A 16,473-nucleotide genomic window follows, 5' to 3' on the forward strand; every position below is an offset into this window, starting at 1 on the left:
GCTCACTCCTTGCCGTCGGGGGTGTCGGCGGCGGGAGTCTCTCCGGCACCGTCGCCCTTGCGGATGGTGCAGTGCAGGGAGTCGTCGACCACGTCGGCGACGATCGTGTCCCCGGGTTCGGCTTCGCCGCCGAGCAGCAGGGAGGCGACGCGGTTGTCCAGTTCCGTCTGGATCGTGCGGCGCAGCGGGCGGGCGCCGAACTCCGGCTGGTAGCCGTGGGCGACCAGGAGCTTCTTCGCAGCCTCGGTGACCTCCAGGGTCATGCCCTGGGCGTGGACGCGGTGCTTGCTGCGGTCCAGGAGGTGGTCGACGATCTCGGACAGGTCGTCCTCGGTGAGGCTGTGGAAGACGATGATGTCGTCGATGCGGTTGAGGAACTCGGGGAGGAACCGGCCGCGCAGGTCCTCCATCAGCTCGTCCTTGAGCTCGGCGGCGTCGCCCTTGTGGGCGAGGATGCGGTGGGCGCCGATGTTGGACGTCATGATGACGACGCAGTGGCGGAAGTCGACGGTGCGGCCCTGCCCGTCGGTGAGGCGGCCGTCGTCGAGGATCTGGAGCAGCGTGTTGAAGACGTCGGGGTGCGCCTTCTCGACCTCGTCGAACAGGACGACGCTGTAGGGGTTGCGCCGCACCTTCTCGGTGAGCTGGCCGGCCTCGTCGTAACCGACGTATCCGGGAGGGGCTCCGACGAGCCGGGCGACCGTGTGCTTCTCCTGGAACTCGCTCATGTCGAAGCGGATCATGCGGTCGTCCTCGCCGAACAGCAGCTCGGCCAGTGTCTTGGCCAGCTCCGTCTTGCCGACGCCGGTGGGGCCGAGGAAGAGGAACGAGCCGACGGGCCGGTTGGGGTCGCCCATGCCGGCGCGGTTGCGCCGTACGGCTTCGGAGACGGCGGTGACGGCTTCGCCCTGGCCGACGATCCGGGCGTGCATCCGCTCCTCCAGCTTGAGGAGTTTCTCCTTCTCGCCGGCGGTGAGCTGGGAGACCGGGATGCCGGTACGGCGGGAGACGACGTCGGCGATGTCGGAGGAGGTGACCGAGACGACGCCCTCGCGGCGCTCCTCGATCCCGGCGAGTTCGCCCTCCACCTCGGCGATCTGCCGCTTCAGGCCGGACGCCTTCTCGAACTCCTCACCGGCGACGGCCTCGTCCTTCTCGCGCCGCAGCCTGGCGAGGCGGTCCTCGCGGCTGACGACCTCGGTGGAGCGGTTCGCGCTGCGCAGCCGTACGCGGGCACCGGCCTGGTCCATCAGGTCGATGGCCTTGTCGGGCAGGAAGCGGTCGCTGATGTAGCGGTCGGACAGCTCGGCCGCCGCCGTGAGGGCTCCGTCGGCGAAGCGGACCTGGTGGTGGGCTTCGTAGGCGTCCCGCAGCCCTTCGAGGATCTGTACGGTCTCCTCGACGGTGGGCTCCGGCACCAGGACGGGCTGGAAGCGGCGCTCCAGGGCGGCGTCCTTCTCGACGTGCTTGCGGTACTCGTCGATCGTCGTCGCGCCCACGACGTGCAGTTCCCCGCGGGCGAGGGCGGGCTTGAGCATGTTGCCCGCGTCCATCGAGCCCTCGCCCGTGGCGCCCGCGCCGACGACCGTGTGGAGTTCGTCGATGAAGAGGATGATCTCCCCCTCGGCCTTCTGCACGTCCTCGATGACCTTCTTCAGCCGCTCCTCGAACTGGCCGCGGTACTGGGCTCCGGCGACCATGCCGGACAGGTCCAGGGAGACGACCCGCTTGTCCTTGAGGGTGTCGGGGACCTCGCCCGCGACGATGCTCTGGGCCAGGCCCTCGACGATGGCGGTCTTGCCGACGCCGGGCTCGCCGATGAGGACGGGGTTGTTCTTGGAGCGCCGCGAGAGGATCTCGATGGTCTGCTCGATCTCCTCGGCCCGCCCGACCACGGGGTCGAGCTTCCCCGCCTTCGCCTCCTCCGTGAGGTCCCGGCCGAACTCGTCCAGGGTCGTCGCGGGCTGCTGCCCGCCGGAGGCGCCTTCCTGCCCCGCCGCCCGGTCGGCCGAGCCGCGCAGCTTCCCCACGTCGAGGTCGTCCGACCCCAGGAACCGGCCGGCTCCGGAGTCCGCGTCGTCGATGAGCGCGCCGAGGATGTGCTCGGGGCCGATGTAGGACACGCCGGCCGCCTGCGAGCGGGCGTAGGCGGCTGTAAGGGTCCGCTTCGCCGCCGGGGTGAGCCCCGGCTGGGCGGACGGCTCGGCGGACTCCCGGGGCAGCACCTCGTCGAGCCGCGCGGCGAGCGCGTCGGGGTCGACCCCCGCCCGGGACAACAGCCCGCGCGAGGGTTCGACCTGGGTCGCCGCCCACAGCAGGTGCTCGGTGTCGAGGTCCGCGGTGCCGTCCTCGGCGGCCTTGCTCGTCGCCCGGCCCAGCAGTTCGTGGGAGGACTCCGTCAGCAGCCGCCCGATCGGGACGCGCTGCATCGCGGGTGGCGACGAAGCGGGCGACATACCGAAGAACCGGTTCAGCAGATCGCTGAACGGATCGGACGGACCGAGGGGTGAACCGAACGCCATCGACATGTCAGCTCCAAGGGCAGCGAGGGGGTCCTCCCACTCAAACGCGATGTCCACCGCCCCGCAAACGGAGCGGAGCCCCCGACGCCGCCCCGGCCGGAGGCGGTCTACTGCTCCATCTCGTACGCCCCCGACAGCGCCTCCACACGCTCCCAGATCCGCGCCGAACGGGCCGCGTCGACGACGGGACGGCGGACCGCGCCCAGCGCCCAGTTCTGCTGGTCCTCGGTGGCGGAGTCCTTGCCGTGCAGTTCGACGGCGTGCGCGGAGAAGTCGCGGACGAGGACGGCGAACAGTTCGTCCAGCAGTTCCTCGTCCAGGCCGGTCAGCCGGGCCTGCTCCAGGATCAGCTGGCCGTGGACGACCAGGGCGAAGAGCTGGCCGACGGCGAGGAGGAGGTCGAGGTCGCGGCTCTGCTCCTCGTCGGGGGCGGCCGTCCCGACGAACGTGCACAGGGCGTCGGCCTGCTCGCGGAAGCGGGCGACGTTCGGCACCTCGGCGTACGCGTCGAACGCGGTGCGCCAGTCGTGGAAGCGGACGGAGCCGAGACCGCGTGCCGGTCCCTGCTGGAAGAGGAACGCGTCGTCGGCGGCGTCGAGGCGGGTCGGGACGGCCGGGTGGTCGACCGGCGCGAGCAGGTGGTTCCGCATGAACTTCAGGATCAGCGCGAGGTTCACGTGGACCGTGCCCTCCAGCTTCGGCAGGCCCCGGATCTCGATGGCGGCCTGGGCGAAGTAGTTGTCCTTCTCGAAACCCTTGGCGGCGATGACGTCCCACATCAGGTCGATGACCTTCTCGCCCTCCGTGGTCACCTTCATCTTCGTCATCGGGTTGAAGAGGAGGTAGCGGCGGTCGTCGGGCCCGGCGGAGCGGAAGTAGTCGACGGCGCGGTCGCTGAACAGCTTCATCCCGACGAGCCGGACGTAGGCGTCGGTCAGCTCGCGGCGCACGTGCGGGAAGGCGGTGACGGGACGGCCGTAGAGGATGCGGTTGCTCGCGTGCGTGACCGCCTCGTACATCGCGTGCTCGCAGATGCCGATGGAGGCGGTGCAGAGGTTGAACTTGCCGACGTTGACGGTGTTGAGCGCGGCGTCGAAGGCGGCGCGGCCGGTGTGCAGGATGTCGGCGGGCGCCACCGGGTAGTCGGCGAGGCGGAACTCGCTGACGTACTTGGAGGAGTCGACGACGTTCTTCACGAGCCGGTACGCCTCGTGGCGGCTGTCGGCGGCGAAGAAGACGTAGCCGTCGGGGCCCTCGACGTCGGTGCGGCGGCCGAAGACCGAGACGAGACCGGCGGCGTTGCCGTTGCCGATGTAGTACTTGGAGCCGGAGGCCCGGAAGCCCCCCTCGCCGTCCGGCGTCAGCAGCATGTCGGTGGAGTAGATGTCGGCGCCGTGGGTCTTCTCGGAGAGGCCGAAGGCGAACACCTCGCCCTGGGCGAGGAGTTCGGCCGCCCGGGCGCGGGCCTCGGCGTTGTCGCTCTGCCAGACCGGGCCGAGACCGAGGATGGTCACCTGCCAGGCGTACCAGTAGTCGAGGCCGTAGAAGCCGAAGATCTCGTTGAGTGCGGCGATCCGGGCGGTGTCCCAGCGCTGGTCGTCCTTCGCCGCGGCGGAGGCGGGGGTGAGGAAGGTGGCGAACAGCCCTTCCCGCGCGGCGAAGTCGAGGAAGTCGCCGAGCCAGGCGCGGGAGCGGTAGTCCTCGATCAGCCGGCGCTTGCCGCGCGCCTCGAACCAGTCGACGGTGGCGCGGAGCAGCCTGCGGGTCTCCGGGTCGAAGTGCTCGGGGTCGTAGGTGCGCGGGTTGAACAGGAGCGACGCGGACACGGCCATGAGGGGTGCCTTCCGGGAGGGTGAGGGTTTCTTCGGTGGTACGGAGGTGGCGGGCGGCACGCCGTTCAGGCGCCGGGGCCCGCGGCTTCGAGCCGGTGGAGCGTGGCGAGTACGTCGTCGAGCCAGGCGATCGTCATGCGCTCGTACGCGATACCGCCCCGCAGCACGACGTGCTGGAGTTCCTGGCCCGCGTCCGGCGGCGCGGGGGCGTCCGGCCCGGTGAAGTCGCGCAGTTCCCCGGCGAGGTAGTGCGCGAGCCGGTCGCGGTGCACCTGGCGGTGGCGCTCGACCTCGTCGATCAGGGCGGCCGGGTCGTCGAAGGCCGCGCCCCGGATCTTCACGGCGAGATCGTGCCGCAGGCTCTCCGGCTCGATGGGCTTGTGCAGCCACGCGGCGAGGGCGGCCCGGCCCGGCCCGGTGACGGAGTACTCCTTCTTGTCCGGCCGGCCCTGCTGCTCCACCTCGCGGACCAGGAGGAGGCCGTCGGCCACCATGCGGCCCAGGACGCGGTAGATCTGCTGGTGGGTGGCGGTCCAGAAGTAGCCGATGGACCGCTCGAACCGCCGGGCCAGCTCATAGCCGGAGCCGGGCCGCTCCAGCAGGGAGACGAGGATCGCGTGGTCGAGGGCCATACGGCGATCCTTCTATGCAACTCGTTGCATAGACAAGTCGTGGAGCCCGGGTGAGACACGGCTCACCCGGGGTGCGCCATGAGTGCAGGGGTGTTTCGGTCGGGTGGAGAGGGGCACCCGGAGCCCCGGCCACCGTCGAGCAGAGAGCCGAGCAGAGAGGCAGCACCATGACGAGGGGCGAACAGCCGCAGGACCCGAACCATCTCCACCCCCGCCCGGACTTCCCCCAGCAGGACCAGGAGCATCCCGGCTGGACCGGGCCCATGGACCCCCCGCCCGACCACGGCGAGGACTCCTACCGGGGCAGCGACCTGCTCGTCGACCGCAAGGCACTGATCACCGGCGGGGACTCGGGCATCGGCCGTGCGGTGGCCCTGGCCTTCGCACGGGAGGGCGCGGACGTGGTGCTGACCCACCTTCCCGAGGAGGAGAAGGAGGCCGCCGAGACCGTCCGGCTGGTGGAGGAGGCCGGGCGGAAGGGCGTGGCGGTCGCCTGCGACATCCGGGACGAGAAGCAGTGCCGCTCGCTCGTGGAACGGGCCGTGTCCGAGGGCGGCCGCATCGACATCCTGGTGAACAACGCGGCGTACCAGATGTCCCAGCCCGACGGGATCTCCGCGATCTCGACCGAACAGTTCGACCGGGTGGTGCGCACGAACCTGTACGGGATGTTCTGGCTGTGCAAGACCGCCCTTCCGCACATCCCGGCGGGCGGCTCGATCATCAACACCACGTCGGTGCAGGCGTACAAGCCGAGCCCGCATCTGCTCGACTACGCCATGACGAAGGGGGCGATCGTCACCTTCACCCAGGGTCTCGCCCAGATGCTCGCCGCCGACGGCGTCCGCGTGAACGCGGTGGCCCCCGGGCCCGTCTGGACACCGCTCATCCCGGCCACGCTGCCCGACACGGCCGAGTTCGGGAAGCAGAGCCCCCTGGGCCGTCCCGCGCAGCCCGCCGAGATGGCACCGGCCTATGTCTTCCTCGCGTCGGCGAACGCCTCGTTCATCACCGGCGAGATCATGAACGCCACCGGCGGCACGCCCCTTCCCTGAGCCGACGACGAGCCTGATCGGCCCGCGCCGATCAGGCTCGTACGCGCGGTGCCGGACTACGCCGTGTTCCTCGGGGATGTCCTCGCCACGGGCGGTCTCGACAGCCGTCGCGAGACCTCAAGCGTGCTGCGGCGCGCCGAGGACCTGATGGCCGACGCGGTCCACGGGGAGCAGACCTTCTTCTCCACCTGCGGCAGCTCGCCGTGTGTCAAGGCGGCCATGTTCGGCGTCGCGGCCCCCCACCAGGAGCTGCTGGTCGGCCGCGGCGGTCAGCCCCGGGGCTGGATGCGGCCCTCGGGCGGGACCTCGCCGGTGATGCTGGCGATCAACTCGGCACAGAGTTCGCGCAGTTTGATGTTGCGGTGCTGGGACGCCGTGCGCAGGACGTCGAAAGCCTTCTCCGGGGTGCAGCGCTGCTGGCCGACCACCACCCCGATCGCCTGGTCGATGACGGTGCGCGAGCGCAGCGCGGCCTCCAGGTCCGCGGCGAACTCCTCGGTGTCCGCGATGCGCTGGGCCAGCGCGATGGCCCCGGTGGCCTGCGCGGTGAGGAGCCTCAGCGCCGTCAGGTCGGCCGTGTCGAAGGCGTGCGGGACGGGCGCGTACAGATTGAGGGCCCCTGCCGTGTGGCTGTGCGGTGCGATCGGCAACGACAGCGAGGAGCGGGCGCCGCAGACCGCGGCGTAGGCGGGGTAGTCGGCCCAGCGGCTCTCCCGCAGGGTGTCGGGCACGCTGACCTCCCGGCCGGTGCGCATCGCCTGGAGGCACGGGCCGTCGTCCTGCCCGTACTGGGCCTCGTCCAGCTTCGTCGCGGCGGCCCCCACGCTGGAGACGGTGACGGGACGCCCCAGCCTCTCCAGCGTGATGCCGCAGGCGTCGGCCTCCTCCACCAGGGCGAGGGCGCTCCGGGCGAGGGCACGCAGGAAGTCGTCCAGGGACGTGGTCTCCAGGAGCAGCGCGGTCGTGTCCGGCACCTCGGCCACGGGCCTGTCAGTCATGATCATCTCGTTCTGGGCGGGGACCCGCCGCGGGAAAGGGGCGGGCAGAGCTGGGCGGCGCGGTCCGGGCCGCGGGGACAGGGCAGCCGCCACCAACGCACCGGCGAGCGGAGTCCGGGCGTGGGGCGGTGAGGGAGTCAGTCGGGGAAGCGCGCCGGCCGCGGACGGGCGGGCGCGCCGACGACCGGCGGGCGAAGGACCGTCGGCGGACCGAGCGCAGGGAGGCACCTCGTCGCGGGTGGCCGGTTACGGGGCGCCCGTGCAGACGGATGCGCGGCACCACAAGCGTCAACGACCGGAGCCGCGACCGAGGCCATGAGGGCGGCGCGGCCAAGGGGAGAGAGGTTCACGGGAAACTCCACGGAAGCAGGAAGAATTCTCACGGGCCGTTTCCTGACCTCCAGCGCATCATTATGCCCTCTCGTGTCCGGCGCGGTCGGCCCGGCGTCGCCAAGCCGCACCGCTCCGGCCGGAAATCGCCCTGGCACTACGGAAGCGCTGCTCAGCGGGGGTTCGGCCCCGGGAACCGATCCCTTTCCAGTCCGCCGAGTCCATAGTCCCGGGTCCGCGGCTCCGACGGTCAGCGCTCACCCGGGACGCGGGGCCGGGACGTGTCCGCGTACGGGCCGAGCGGCCGCGGCGAGGCCCCGGTGGACGGCGGCGCGCTCCATCGGCCGCCGGGCTTCGCGTTACGGGAGGCCACCGGCTCCGGCCGGCACCCCCGGCTGCGCAGCTCCGCTCCCGGGAGGGTGGCGGCGACCCGCAGTACGCGGTGGAGCCCGGCGGCGCTCAGGATCTCGCGGGCCTGGTCGTACCCCGCCACCACGGCCGTCGAGATGCCCCGCTCCTCGGCCTGGCCCCGTACCCGCAGGAGGAGCCCCACGGCCCGGGGGGTGAGCAGGGAGGTGCGGATGTCCACGATGACCGCCCGGGGGCCGCAGCACGGCAGCAGGCGGACGATCTCGCGCTCGATCGCCGACTCGTTGTCGAGGTCGACCACTTCGCCCAGTTCCACGACCAGGTGGGCGGCGTCGAGGTGATAGCTGAGCAGGAACATGGGCACTCCAAGGAAGCAGGGCTGAGTGCGCGGCCGCTTCCTGACCTGCGTGGGGCGCGTATGCCCGCCCCGCGGCACTCGACACCTGTCCGCCGACGACAGGCGAGGGGCGGTGCCACCACCCCCGGGAGGGAGGGGCGCGGCACGCCCCGTACAGTGCCATGCTGGTCCCAGGGTCCAGGCCCGGAAAGGAGCGATCATGGCTGATGACGGAGTGCTCACGCCGGGTCCGCCCGACCTCGTCTCCCTTCTGCTGGACACGGACACGCTGGACGAGTTCCTCCGGGCACTGGCCCGGAGCGCCCTGCACATGTCGCCCACGGCCGACGGGTGCGGGGTCACCCTGGAGCGTCAGAACCGCCCCCTGACCGTGGCGAGCGCGGGTATCAGCGCCCCGCCGCTGGACGAGGCCCAGTACGGGCAGGACGACGGCCCCTGCCTGGAGGCGCTGCGCGAGGGGCACGAGGTCAGCGTGAGCGACATGCGCGAGGAGCGCCGGTGGAACGGCTACCCCGCCTTCGCGGTCGCCTCCGGGACCCGGTCGTCGCTGTCCCTGCCGATCGCGGCGCACTCCCATACGGCGGGCGCCCTGAACCTCTACTCGCCGAAGGAGAACGGCTTCGCGGACGCCGATCTGAGCGGGCTGCGCGCCCTCGCCGCCCAGGCGACGGGGGCCGTCGCCCTCGCCCAGCGGCTCTCGGACACCCGGACCTTCACCTCCGACCTGGAAGCCGCTCTCCAGTCACGCGCCGTGATCGACCAGGCGGCCGGGATCGTCATGAACCAGCGCCGCTGCAGTTCGGAGGAGGCGCTGCGGACCCTGCGTACCGCGTCGCAGCATCGCAACGTGAAACTCCGGGACCTCTGTGCGCAGTTGGTCGGCAGCGTCTCCGGCACGCCTCCCACCGGCGGCCGCGTCCTGCGCCCCCGTCCGTGACCTGAGGGCGGACACGTACGGTCGAACATCGGCCGGGCATGTTTGGCATTCGTCGCGGGGGTACCCCTGCAGCAGGTATCCGGCGTACGCGGAGCTCAGGCGCCGACCGGTTGGGAGAACAGCCATCGGCGCCGTCCGCCGGCTTCAGGGGCACCACTCCTTGTCACGCCTCCAGGGGCGTCCTTTCCGTGCGCGTTGTTTAGTGGGATCGGTAGGGGAAACGCGGAGATCGTCCCCCCGAGACAGAGTGAGGAGCACGTCATGCCGGCCGGATCGAACAAGAAGCGGGAACGGCAGTACGAGCACATCAAGGAGAGCCAGGAGGAACAGGGGGCGTCGAAGGGCCGCGCGAAGGAGATCGCGGCCCGGACCGTCAACAAGGAGCGCGCCCGGTCCGGCGAGTCGAAGACGGCGAGCAGGACGTCGACGCAGGACAGGAAGTCCGCCTACGAGCGTGGCGGTGAACGCTCCCACAAGGGCGCGCAGGGTCCCACGAAGGACCAGCTCTACGCCGAGGCGAAGAAGAAGAACATCGACGGGCGTTCCTCCATGAACAAGGAACAGCTCCGCAAGGCCCTCGGACGCTGACGGCCGGCCCCACCCGGGTCCGACAGCCGCCCGCCCGCACGACGGAGGAGCAGAAGATGCCCGCAGACGCACGCGGTGACGATGTGTACCAGCCGCAGGACGACGACGGCTCCATCCCCCCGAACGACGAGCTCGACCTGGAGAACACGCTCGGCGAACGGGACCTGGACGACCAGATGGAAGAGGGCTACAGCCCTCCCGAACGCCCCCTCGGTGTGACCAAGTTCGGCACGACGGGGGCGGAGGAGCGCCGCGGCGAATCGCTGGACCAGCGGCTCGCCCAGGAGGTCGACGATGTGGAACCGCCCGCCGGAGACGGCATCGGCGACCTCGCCGAGGGCGAGGGAGAGCCCCGGGAAGGGTCCACCGCCGAGCCCCGGGCAGGCCGGCTCAGCGGCGCGGACGACGCGACCGGGCGGGAGAACGACGTCTTCGCCGAGGACGTGGGCATCGACGGCGGAGCCGCTTCGGCCGAGGAAGCGGCCGTCCATGTCACGGACGAGGCGGACATCCCCCAGGGCCGCGACGCCTGACGGCGGGGGAAGACGGGCGAGCGGCGAGAGGAACGGCTGAGCATGGCAGGCGCGGCGATCTTCGATGTGGACGGCACGCTCACGGACACCAACCACCTGCACGTCGTGGCGTGGTGGGAGGCGTTCCGGCAGGCCGGGCACACGGTGCCGATGCCGGACATCCACCGGGCGGTCGGGCTCGGCTCCGGTGACCTGATCGAGCGGCTGCTCGGTGCCGATCGGGATCCCGAGCAGGACGAGGCCATCAGCTCCGCGCACACGGTCCTCTACGGAACGTACTTCGACCGGCTCCCCGCCTTCCGGTGTGCGGGCGATCTGCTGCGCACCCTGGCCGGACGTGACTGGCGGATCGTCCTCGCCACCTCGGCGAGCGGGGCGGAGCTCGCGGCGCTGCGGCGGGCGGTGGACGCGGACGAGGCCATCCGGGCCACGGCGAGTTCGGACGACGTGGAGCACGGCAAGCCGTCCGCGGAACCCGTGGAGCTGGCCTGCCGCCTGGTCGGCGCCACTCCGGAGCAGGCGGTGTTCGTGGGCGACACGGTGTGGGACATGGAGGCGGCGACCCGGGCCGGGGTACGCGCGGTGGCCCTTCTGTCGGGCGGTATCCCGCGCGCCGACCTGGAGCGGGCGGGGGCGGACGCGGTCTTCCGGGACGTCGCCGATCTGCTCGCCCACCTCGACGACAGCCCGTTCGGTCCGGGCCCCGCCTGACTCGCCCGGACCGGAGCCTCGGGGCATCCTTGTTTAGCACCCATTTCACCGGGTATGGGGCGTTTCGTGCTTCGGACAAGAGGCGCGCCCGTGGGAATCCGGGCCGTATCTGTCCGGCCCGGTGTCCTTCCCGCGGCGGCCCTGACGCATCGTCGACGAGGAGTGACCGCCATGCAGGCAGCAGCCGCCCCCGAGCCCGACCGTCCCACGGACGCCGCGTCGCCCGACCGGGCGTTCCAGAGGCTGCGGGCGCTTCCTCCGGGGCCGGAGCGCGACGCGGTGCGCGAGGAGACGATCTGTACGTGGCTCCCGATGGCCCACCGGATCGCCACCCGGTTCCGCAACCGCGGCGAAGCCATGGATGATCTGCGGCAGGTGGCCGCGATGGGGCTCGTCAAGGCGGTCGACCGCTACGACCCCGAGCGGGGCAAGGCCTTCGAGACCTATGCCGTACCCACCATCACGGGCGAGCTGAAGCGGCACTTCCGCGACCACACCTGGGACGTCCATGTGCCGCGCCGCGTCCAGGACCTCCGCAACCGGGTGCGGGTCGCCCGGCGCGAGCTGGCGCAGAGCAGCGGGGGCGGGTCCCCGACCTGCGCCGAGATCGCCGCGGCCACCGGGCTCGGCGAGGAGGACGTGCTGCTGGGCCTGGAGGCCCTGGAGAGCTACAGCGCCCTCTCCCTGGATGCCGAACCCGCCGGTGTGGAGGGCGGTTCGCCCCTCGGCGACCGGCTGGGCTCCTGCGACAGGGCCCTGGACACCGCCGTCGACCGCGAGGCCGTCAAGCCGGGGCTGCGGGAGCTTCCGGAGCGGGAGCGGACCATCCTGTACCTCCGGTACTTCCAGGACATGACCCAGGTGCGGATCGCCGAACGCCTCGGCATCTCCCAGATGCACGTGTCGCGCCTGCTCAGCCGGTCCTGCGCGCGCGTGCGCGAGGGCGTGCTCCAGGAAGCCCTCTGAAGGCAGGGCCCCCTGGCGGGCCTGGGCAGGTCAGGGGATGAGCAGGGTCTTGATCATGCCGTCACCCTTCTTCCGGAACGTGTCGTACGCCTGAGGACCCTCTTCGAGCGGCAGGTGGTGGGTGGCGAAGGAGTCCACGCCGAGCGGGTCGCTGTCGATGAGCAGGGGCAGAAGGTCGTCGACCCAGCGTTTGACGTTGGCCTGGCCCATGCGGACCTGGATCTGCTTGTCGAACAGGGTGAGCATCGGCATCGGGTCGGCGGAGCCGCCGTACACGCCGGAGACGGAGATCGTGCCGCCCCTGCGCACCAAATCGATGGCCGTGTGCAGCGCGGCGAGCCGGTCGATGCCCGCTGTCTCCATCAGGCGCTGGGCGAGCGCGTCGGGCAGCAGCCCGACCGCCGTGTGTGCGGCCTTGGCCACGGGCGAGCCATGGGCCTCCATGCCCACGGCGTCGATCACCGCGTCCGTGCCACGCCCGTCCGTGAGGTCGCGGACGGCCTCCCCGAGGTTCTTGCCGTAACGGCGCAGGTCGAGGCAGGTGGCGCCGTACCCGCTGACCCGGTCGAGACGCTCGGGGACCAGATCGACACCGATGACGAGGCCGGCGCCCCGGTGGAGGGCGATCCGGGCGGCCATGGCGCCGATCGGGCCGAGGCCGAGGACGGTGACGCTGCCGCCGGGCGGGATGCCCGCGTACTCCACGGCCTGCCAGGCGGTGGGCAGGACGTCGGAGAGGAAGACGAAACGGTCGTCCGGCGGACCGTCCGGGACTTTGATGGGCAGGGCGTTGCCGAACGGGACCCGCAGATATTCGGCCTGTCCTCCGGGCACCTGGCCGTAGAGCTTGGTGAACCCGAACAGGGACGCTCCCGTGCCGCGCTCGCGCACCTGGGTCGTCTCGCACTGGGAGTGCAGCCCCTGCCCGCACATGTAGCAGTGACCGCAGGACACGTTGAAGGGGATCACGACCCGGTCCCCCGGTGCGACGGCGGTGACTTCGGGTCCGACCTCCTCCACCACGCCCATGGGCTCGTGCCCGAGGATGTCGCCGGGGTCGAGATAGGGGCCGAGCACTTCGCACAGGTGGAGATCGGAGCCGCAGATGCCCGTGGACGTGATCCTCACGATGATGTCCGTCGGGTCCTGGATCCGCGGGTCCGGGACGGTCTCCACGCGGACGTCCCGCTTTCCTTGATAGGTCAACGCGCGCACAGTCGCACTCCTTTCCGTACAGTCCGGTCGCCTTCGCGGGTTTTCCCGCAATGGCCGAACGCCGGGTTCCCAACACGTCCGGAACCAAACAGACGGCGGCCCGGTCGACGGGTCGCCGTCCGGCCTTTCGAGAGGATTCTGAGAGGATGGAGCCATGGGAAACAGCGCTCTCATCGTCATCGACATGATCAACACGTACGACCACCCCGACGCCGAGTTGCTCGTCCCCTCCGTCCGCAAGGCGCTCCCGCACCTCAGGCGCCTGATCGACCGCGCTCGCGCGGAGGGCGTACCCGTCATCTACGCGAACGACAATTTCGGCCAATGGCGCTCCCATCACGGCGAGATCGTCGAGACGACTCTCGCGGGCAAGAACGCGGAACTGGTCGAGCCCCTGCTGCCGGACGACGATTCCCTTTTCGTCGTCAAGGCCCGGCACTCCATTTTCTACGAGACGCCGCTCAGCTATCTTCTCTCCGAATTGCAGGCGGACCATGTGGTGCTCTGCGGTCAGGTGACGGAGCAGTGCGTGCTGTATTCGGCGCTCGACGCGCATATCCGCCATCTGCGGGTGACGGTGCCCAGGGATGCCGTGGCGCATATCCACGGCGATCTCGCCGAGGCCGCCCTGCGCATGATGGAGCGCAACATGGGGGCCACGGTCCTCGACGCGGACGACCTCTCCTTCTGAATCCGCCCTTCTTCTTGCGCCCCGCCTTCTCAGGGCGTCAGCGGTGTGCGCAGTGCCGATCGGCCCTCGCGCCACGCCGCCAGCAGGTGGTCGCCGAGGAGGTCCTCCAGGTAACCGGTCGCCTCGATGCCCAGCACGACGTCGGCCGCCAGGCCGGGCTCGTCCTCCAGCAGGCCGCCGATCACCTCGTGGCGCACCACCTGTTCGTGGACCGCGTCGGCCTCCACGTGCTCGTCGTAGAAGCGCTGGGCGGCGGGGCCCGCGCCGACGCGGCGCAGGGCTTCGGCCAGCCGCCTCGACCCGGGGGACGAGGTGATCTCCACGGTGGCGAAGTGCCCGACCAGGGCGCCCCGCAGCCGCCGGTGCAGGCCGAAGAGGGACATCATGTTGACGATGGGCAACGCCTGGGCGGGCGCGGCGTCGAGGTAGCGGCCGTACCGGGCGTCGAGGCCGAGGTCGGTCATCAGGTCTGCGAAGAGCTGGGCGTGGACGTCCTCCGCCCGTCCCGCACCGAACTCGTCGAACTCGACGGCGACCATGCCCGCCTTCGCCCGTCCCTGGAGCCTGGGCACCACCCACAGATGCGGATCGGCCTCCTTCAGGTGGTAGAGCGAGCGCACGGCGGCGTACTCGCGCAGCTGCCACAGCTCGCCCTCCCGCCGGAGGTGGTGGCTGACGCTGTGGCCGTCGTCCCCGACGGGTTCCAGCTGGAGCGCTTCCACCGCCTGCGCCACGTCCGTGCCGCCGGAGCCGGCGTCGCGGCGGAGCGCGTCCAGGAAGACGTCCTCGGCCGCCGCGCGCACGCCGAGCAGGGCGGGGTCCCATTCCAGGCGCTCGTCCACGCCGGCGAACCCCCGGTAGTGGAGCTCGTACAGGACGTACAGGAGGAGGTGGAGGTCGTCCCCGTACGGATCGGAGCGGCGGACCGCGTCGGCGGCCGGCAGGCGGGTACCGCTGCCCGCCAGCACGGCGAGGACGCTCTCGCTGAGGGGTCCGCGCGCCGGAGGGAGCGCGGGGGGCGCCGCCGGGCTGTCTCGGGGCGTGGTGGCCTGGGTCGTCACGGTCGGGGCTCCTCCTCGTTCTCCTCGGGCTGTCGGCCGCCGTCGTCCGGGCGGCTTTCCGCAGGCCCGGCGGCGGGCTTGCGGCGGCGGTGGCTGGTGTCGCACCAGGGGTAGGCCCGGCTGCGACGGCAGGTGCAGATCGCGACGACGAACCGGTCAGACCGCGTCGTCGTGCCGTCGTCGCCGACGACCTCGACCGGCCCTTCCACCAGGACCGGGCCTTCCCGGTTCACCACCACACGGCGTGGTGTCTCATTCCTTCCGGCCACGGATCACCACCAGTTCCTCCCTGTCCAGCCGGTCCCGCAGCAGGCCCCGCTCCCGCAGCCAGGCGGCCCGGCGGCGGGTGACCGGTCCGAACGGAATCGTCACCCGGTCGGTCACGGAGACGTCGAGACCGGCCGCGGACAGCCTGTCGACCGTCTCCTCCGGGCGGCTCAGCCCCGACTGGACCAGCAGGAGCAGACCACCGGGGCGCAGGGCGGCGAAGGCGTCGTCGCAGATGCGGTCGAGGATCACCCGGCCGTCGGGGCCCGCGTCCCAGGAGCGGCCGGGCCCGTGGCGCGGCACGGCCGGGCCGGGGGCCGGAACGTACGGGGGGTTGCTGACGACGGCGTCGAACGTACGGCCCGGCAGGGCCCGGAGAAGGTCTCCCCTGCGTACGGTGACGGGCAGCCGGGCGAGCGCGGTGTTCAGCCGTGCGGACGCCACGGCGCGGCGACTGATGTCCACCGCGGTGACGCGGGCGCCGAGCCGGGCGGCGTGCAGGGCCAGCGCACCGGTCCCGGTGCACAGGTCCAGCAGATCCGTGCCCGGCCCGATCCCCTCGCGGCGCATGGCGAGGGCCAGCAGAAGCGTGTCGGTCTGCGGGCGGTACACCCCCGGAAGCCGCACGATGCGGCCCGGACGCGGGGCCGCCCCGCCCGTCGCCGGGGCCGTGACGGCAGTGTCCGGCAGGGCTTGGGGTGTCATCGGGTCGTCCTCGCCCTCGGAGAGCCGAACCCCTCGGCCGCCGTTCAACGGCCGGACGTCCCGTCCGGGCGGTCCCACCGCTCCAGACGGACCGCGTCGGCCTGCCGACGCCGTCCCTCGTCCCTGCGGCCCTGGTCGTCGAGCGCCTTGCCGTCCGACTCCTCGGCCAGGCCGCGGGCCTTCAGGATCTTGGCCCGCAAGATCCTGCGTACGTCGCGCATCGTGTCCTCCTGTGCGGTCAGCAGTAGTTCCACCGTCGAGCGGTTCATGTCTCCTCGCCAGCGGGGCAGAGCCGCCGGAGGTGGTCCGTCACCGGGCGGTCCGGTGCTCGGTGGCTCGCGCCGCTGTATCGGAGTGACCCCGTACGGCTCCGCCAAACGTGCGATCCGCCGTTCGGGGGGGCGTCGTAGGCTGAACCTGCCGTTCCGACCGACTGACAGGAGACCGAGGGCCGCGGAGAGTCCCACCGACGCGACGGTGGCGGAGGTCGTCGCCGAGCTGGCCGCGCTGGAGGACCCGCGGGCCCGCGCGGTGAACGAGAAGCACGGCGACGATCACGGGGTGAACCTCGGCAAGCTGCGGGCCGTCGCGAAGCGGCTGAAAACGCAGCAGGAGCTCGCGGTCCGGCTGTGGGAGACGGGTGTGACACCGCGGCGATGCTGCTGGCGCTCGACCTCTCCGGGCTGTACGTCCCCGTACGCAC

17 protein-coding genes and 2 pseudogenes are annotated in these 16,473 nt (G+C 71.6%); 9 read left to right on the forward strand and 10 right to left on the reverse strand.

The annotated features are described in order from the left end of the window. Positions 1-2 precede the first annotated feature (2 nt). The 3 genes from RNL97_RS03050 to RNL97_RS03060 form a co-directional block, all read right to left on the reverse strand. On the reverse strand, positions 3-2,528 hold the full coding sequence (locus tag RNL97_RS03050) for an ATP-dependent Clp protease ATP-binding subunit (protein ID WP_313750330.1): 2,526 nt from the start codon (positions 2,526-2,528) through the stop codon (positions 3-5). A 101-nt stretch (positions 2,529-2,629) separates the two neighbouring features. Beyond that, a complete protein-coding gene (locus RNL97_RS03055) occupies positions 2,630-4,354 on the reverse strand; it encodes an acyl-CoA dehydrogenase family protein (protein ID WP_030580901.1) in 1,725 nt (574 codons plus the stop codon). Positions 4,355-4,419: 65 nt separating this feature from the next. After that, positions 4,420-4,986, reverse strand: a complete 567-nt coding sequence (locus RNL97_RS03060) for a PadR family transcriptional regulator (RefSeq protein ID WP_030580898.1) — start codon at positions 4,984-4,986, stop codon at positions 4,420-4,422. Between the two features lie 167 nt (positions 4,987-5,153). Here RNL97_RS03060 and RNL97_RS03065 point away from each other — a divergent pair, with 167 nt between their 5' ends. Continuing rightward, positions 5,154-6,041, forward strand: coding sequence for an SDR family oxidoreductase (locus RNL97_RS03065; RefSeq protein WP_313750331.1), 888 nt, complete (start codon positions 5,154-5,156; stop codon positions 6,039-6,041). A gap of 39 nt (positions 6,042-6,080) precedes the next feature. After that, positions 6,081-6,305, forward strand: a pseudogene (locus RNL97_RS03070) (ornithine decarboxylase); the annotation flags it as partial. Between the two features lie 5 nt (positions 6,306-6,310). Here the strand turns inward: RNL97_RS03070 and RNL97_RS03075 are convergent. Together RNL97_RS03075 and RNL97_RS03080 are read right to left on the reverse strand one after the other, a co-directional pair. Continuing rightward, positions 6,311-7,039, reverse strand: a complete 729-nt coding sequence (locus RNL97_RS03075; RefSeq protein ID WP_387977096.1) for a GAF and ANTAR domain-containing protein — start codon at positions 7,037-7,039, stop codon at positions 6,311-6,313. Between the two features lie 580 nt (positions 7,040-7,619). After that, entirely contained in the window at positions 7,620-8,096 is a 477-nt protein-coding gene (locus RNL97_RS03080; protein WP_030580889.1) for an STAS domain-containing protein, read from the reverse strand. Between the two features lie 199 nt (positions 8,097-8,295). On the opposite strand from RNL97_RS03080, the gene RNL97_RS03085 reads away from it, so the two are divergent. From RNL97_RS03085 to RNL97_RS03105, 5 genes are all read left to right on the forward strand, one after another. After that, entirely contained in the window at positions 8,296-9,033 is a 738-nt protein-coding gene (locus RNL97_RS03085; protein ID WP_030580886.1) for a GAF and ANTAR domain-containing protein, read from the forward strand. Positions 9,034-9,294: 261 nt separating this feature from the next. After that, a complete protein-coding gene (locus tag RNL97_RS03090) occupies positions 9,295-9,621 on the forward strand; it encodes a hypothetical protein (RefSeq protein ID WP_030580883.1) in 327 nt (108 codons plus the stop codon). Positions 9,622-9,677: 56 nt separating this feature from the next. After that, positions 9,678-10,154 (forward strand): DUF5709 domain-containing protein, encoded by a 477-nt coding sequence (locus RNL97_RS03095; protein WP_243313230.1) that lies wholly within the window; start codon positions 9,678-9,680, stop codon positions 10,152-10,154. 42 nt (positions 10,155-10,196) lie between these two features. Then, positions 10,197-10,865, forward strand: a complete 669-nt coding sequence (locus RNL97_RS03100) for an HAD family hydrolase (protein WP_030580877.1) — start codon at positions 10,197-10,199, stop codon at positions 10,863-10,865. Between the two features lie 171 nt (positions 10,866-11,036). Continuing rightward, positions 11,037-11,831, forward strand: a complete 795-nt coding sequence (locus RNL97_RS03105; RefSeq protein ID WP_030580874.1) for a SigB/SigF/SigG family RNA polymerase sigma factor — start codon at positions 11,037-11,039, stop codon at positions 11,829-11,831. A gap of 30 nt (positions 11,832-11,861) precedes the next feature. On the opposite strand, the gene RNL97_RS03110 is transcribed toward RNL97_RS03105, so the two are convergent. Further along, positions 11,862-13,046 carry a zinc-dependent alcohol dehydrogenase gene (locus RNL97_RS03110; protein ID WP_030580871.1) on the reverse strand — a complete coding sequence of 395 codons (1,185 nt, stop codon included), beginning with the start codon at positions 13,044-13,046 and terminating at the stop codon, positions 11,862-11,864. Between the two features lie 154 nt (positions 13,047-13,200). On the opposite strand from RNL97_RS03110, the gene RNL97_RS03115 reads away from it, so the two are divergent. Further along, complete coding sequence (locus tag RNL97_RS03115; protein ID WP_243313235.1) at positions 13,201-13,737, forward strand: cysteine hydrolase family protein; 537 nt, start codon at positions 13,201-13,203, stop codon at positions 13,735-13,737. A 29-nt stretch (positions 13,738-13,766) separates the two neighbouring features. Here RNL97_RS03115 and RNL97_RS03120 read toward each other — a convergent pair whose 3' ends face one another. Genes RNL97_RS03120 through RNL97_RS03135 form a run of 4 tightly spaced genes read right to left on the reverse strand, consistent with a single transcriptional unit; the run spans position 13,767 to position 16,039 of the window. Beyond that, the gene (locus RNL97_RS03120) at positions 13,767-14,798 is read right to left on the reverse strand and encodes an iron-containing redox enzyme family protein (protein WP_243313237.1); all 1,032 of its coding nucleotides are present in this window, start codon (positions 14,796-14,798) and stop codon (positions 13,767-13,769) included. After that, positions 14,795-15,037 (reverse strand): CDGSH iron-sulfur domain-containing protein, encoded by a 243-nt coding sequence (locus RNL97_RS03125; RefSeq protein WP_313750333.1) that lies wholly within the window; start codon positions 15,035-15,037, stop codon positions 14,795-14,797. The genes RNL97_RS03120 and RNL97_RS03125 overlap by 4 nt, the downstream gene beginning before the upstream one ends. Positions 15,038-15,050: 13 nt before the next feature. Then, a complete protein-coding gene (locus tag RNL97_RS03130; protein WP_243313238.1) occupies positions 15,051-15,770 on the reverse strand; it encodes a HemK2/MTQ2 family protein methyltransferase in 720 nt (239 codons plus the stop codon). Positions 15,771-15,814: 44 nt separating this feature from the next. Continuing rightward, positions 15,815-16,039 (reverse strand): hypothetical protein, encoded by a 225-nt coding sequence (locus tag RNL97_RS03135; RefSeq protein ID WP_243313240.1) that lies wholly within the window; start codon positions 16,037-16,039, stop codon positions 15,815-15,817. A gap of 148 nt (positions 16,040-16,187) precedes the next feature. Between RNL97_RS03135 and RNL97_RS03140 the strand changes: the two are divergent. Beyond that, positions 16,188-16,441 (forward strand): annotated as a pseudogene (locus tag RNL97_RS03140) (DNA alkylation repair protein); the annotation flags it as partial. Between the last annotated feature and the right edge of the window lie 32 nt (positions 16,442-16,473).

The organism is Streptomyces parvus (assembly GCF_032121415.1).
Classification (GTDB): Bacteria; Actinomycetota; Actinomycetes; order Streptomycetales; family Streptomycetaceae; genus Streptomyces; species Streptomyces globisporus_A.

Coding starts and splice junctions, on each gene's coding strand:
- RNL97_RS03080 (WP_030580889.1), bottom strand. CDS start 8,096: ATGTTCCTGCTCAGCTATCACCTCGACGCCGCCCACCTGGTCGTGGAA.
- RNL97_RS03050 (WP_313750330.1), bottom strand. CDS start 2,528: ATGTCGATGGCGTTCGGTTCACCCCTCGGTCCGTCCGATCCGTTCAGC.
- RNL97_RS03095 (WP_243313230.1), top strand. CDS start 9,678: ATGCCCGCAGACGCACGCGGTGACGATGTGTACCAGCCGCAGGACGAC.
- RNL97_RS03055 (WP_030580901.1), bottom strand. CDS start 4,354: ATGGCCGTGTCCGCGTCGCTCCTGTTCAACCCGCGCACCTACGACCCC.
- RNL97_RS03060 (WP_030580898.1), bottom strand. CDS start 4,986: ATGGCCCTCGACCACGCGATCCTCGTCTCCCTGCTGGAGCGGCCCGGC.
- RNL97_RS03115 (WP_243313235.1), top strand. CDS start 13,201: ATGGGAAACAGCGCTCTCATCGTCATCGACATGATCAACACGTACGAC.
- RNL97_RS03135 (WP_243313240.1), bottom strand. CDS start 16,039: ATGAACCGCTCGACGGTGGAACTACTGCTGACCGCACAGGAGGACACG.
- RNL97_RS03075 (WP_387977096.1), bottom strand. CDS start 7,039: ATGACTGACAGGCCCGTGGCCGAGGTGCCGGACACGACCGCGCTGCTC.
- RNL97_RS03100 (WP_030580877.1), top strand. CDS start 10,197: ATGGCAGGCGCGGCGATCTTCGATGTGGACGGCACGCTCACGGACACC.
- RNL97_RS03085 (WP_030580886.1), top strand. CDS start 8,296: ATGGCTGATGACGGAGTGCTCACGCCGGGTCCGCCCGACCTCGTCTCC.
- RNL97_RS03130 (WP_243313238.1), bottom strand. CDS start 15,770: ATGACACCCCAAGCCCTGCCGGACACTGCCGTCACGGCCCCGGCGACG.
- RNL97_RS03090 (WP_030580883.1), top strand. CDS start 9,295: ATGCCGGCCGGATCGAACAAGAAGCGGGAACGGCAGTACGAGCACATC.
- RNL97_RS03105 (WP_030580874.1), top strand. CDS start 11,037: ATGCAGGCAGCAGCCGCCCCCGAGCCCGACCGTCCCACGGACGCCGCG.
- RNL97_RS03065 (WP_313750331.1), top strand. CDS start 5,154: ATGACGAGGGGCGAACAGCCGCAGGACCCGAACCATCTCCACCCCCGC.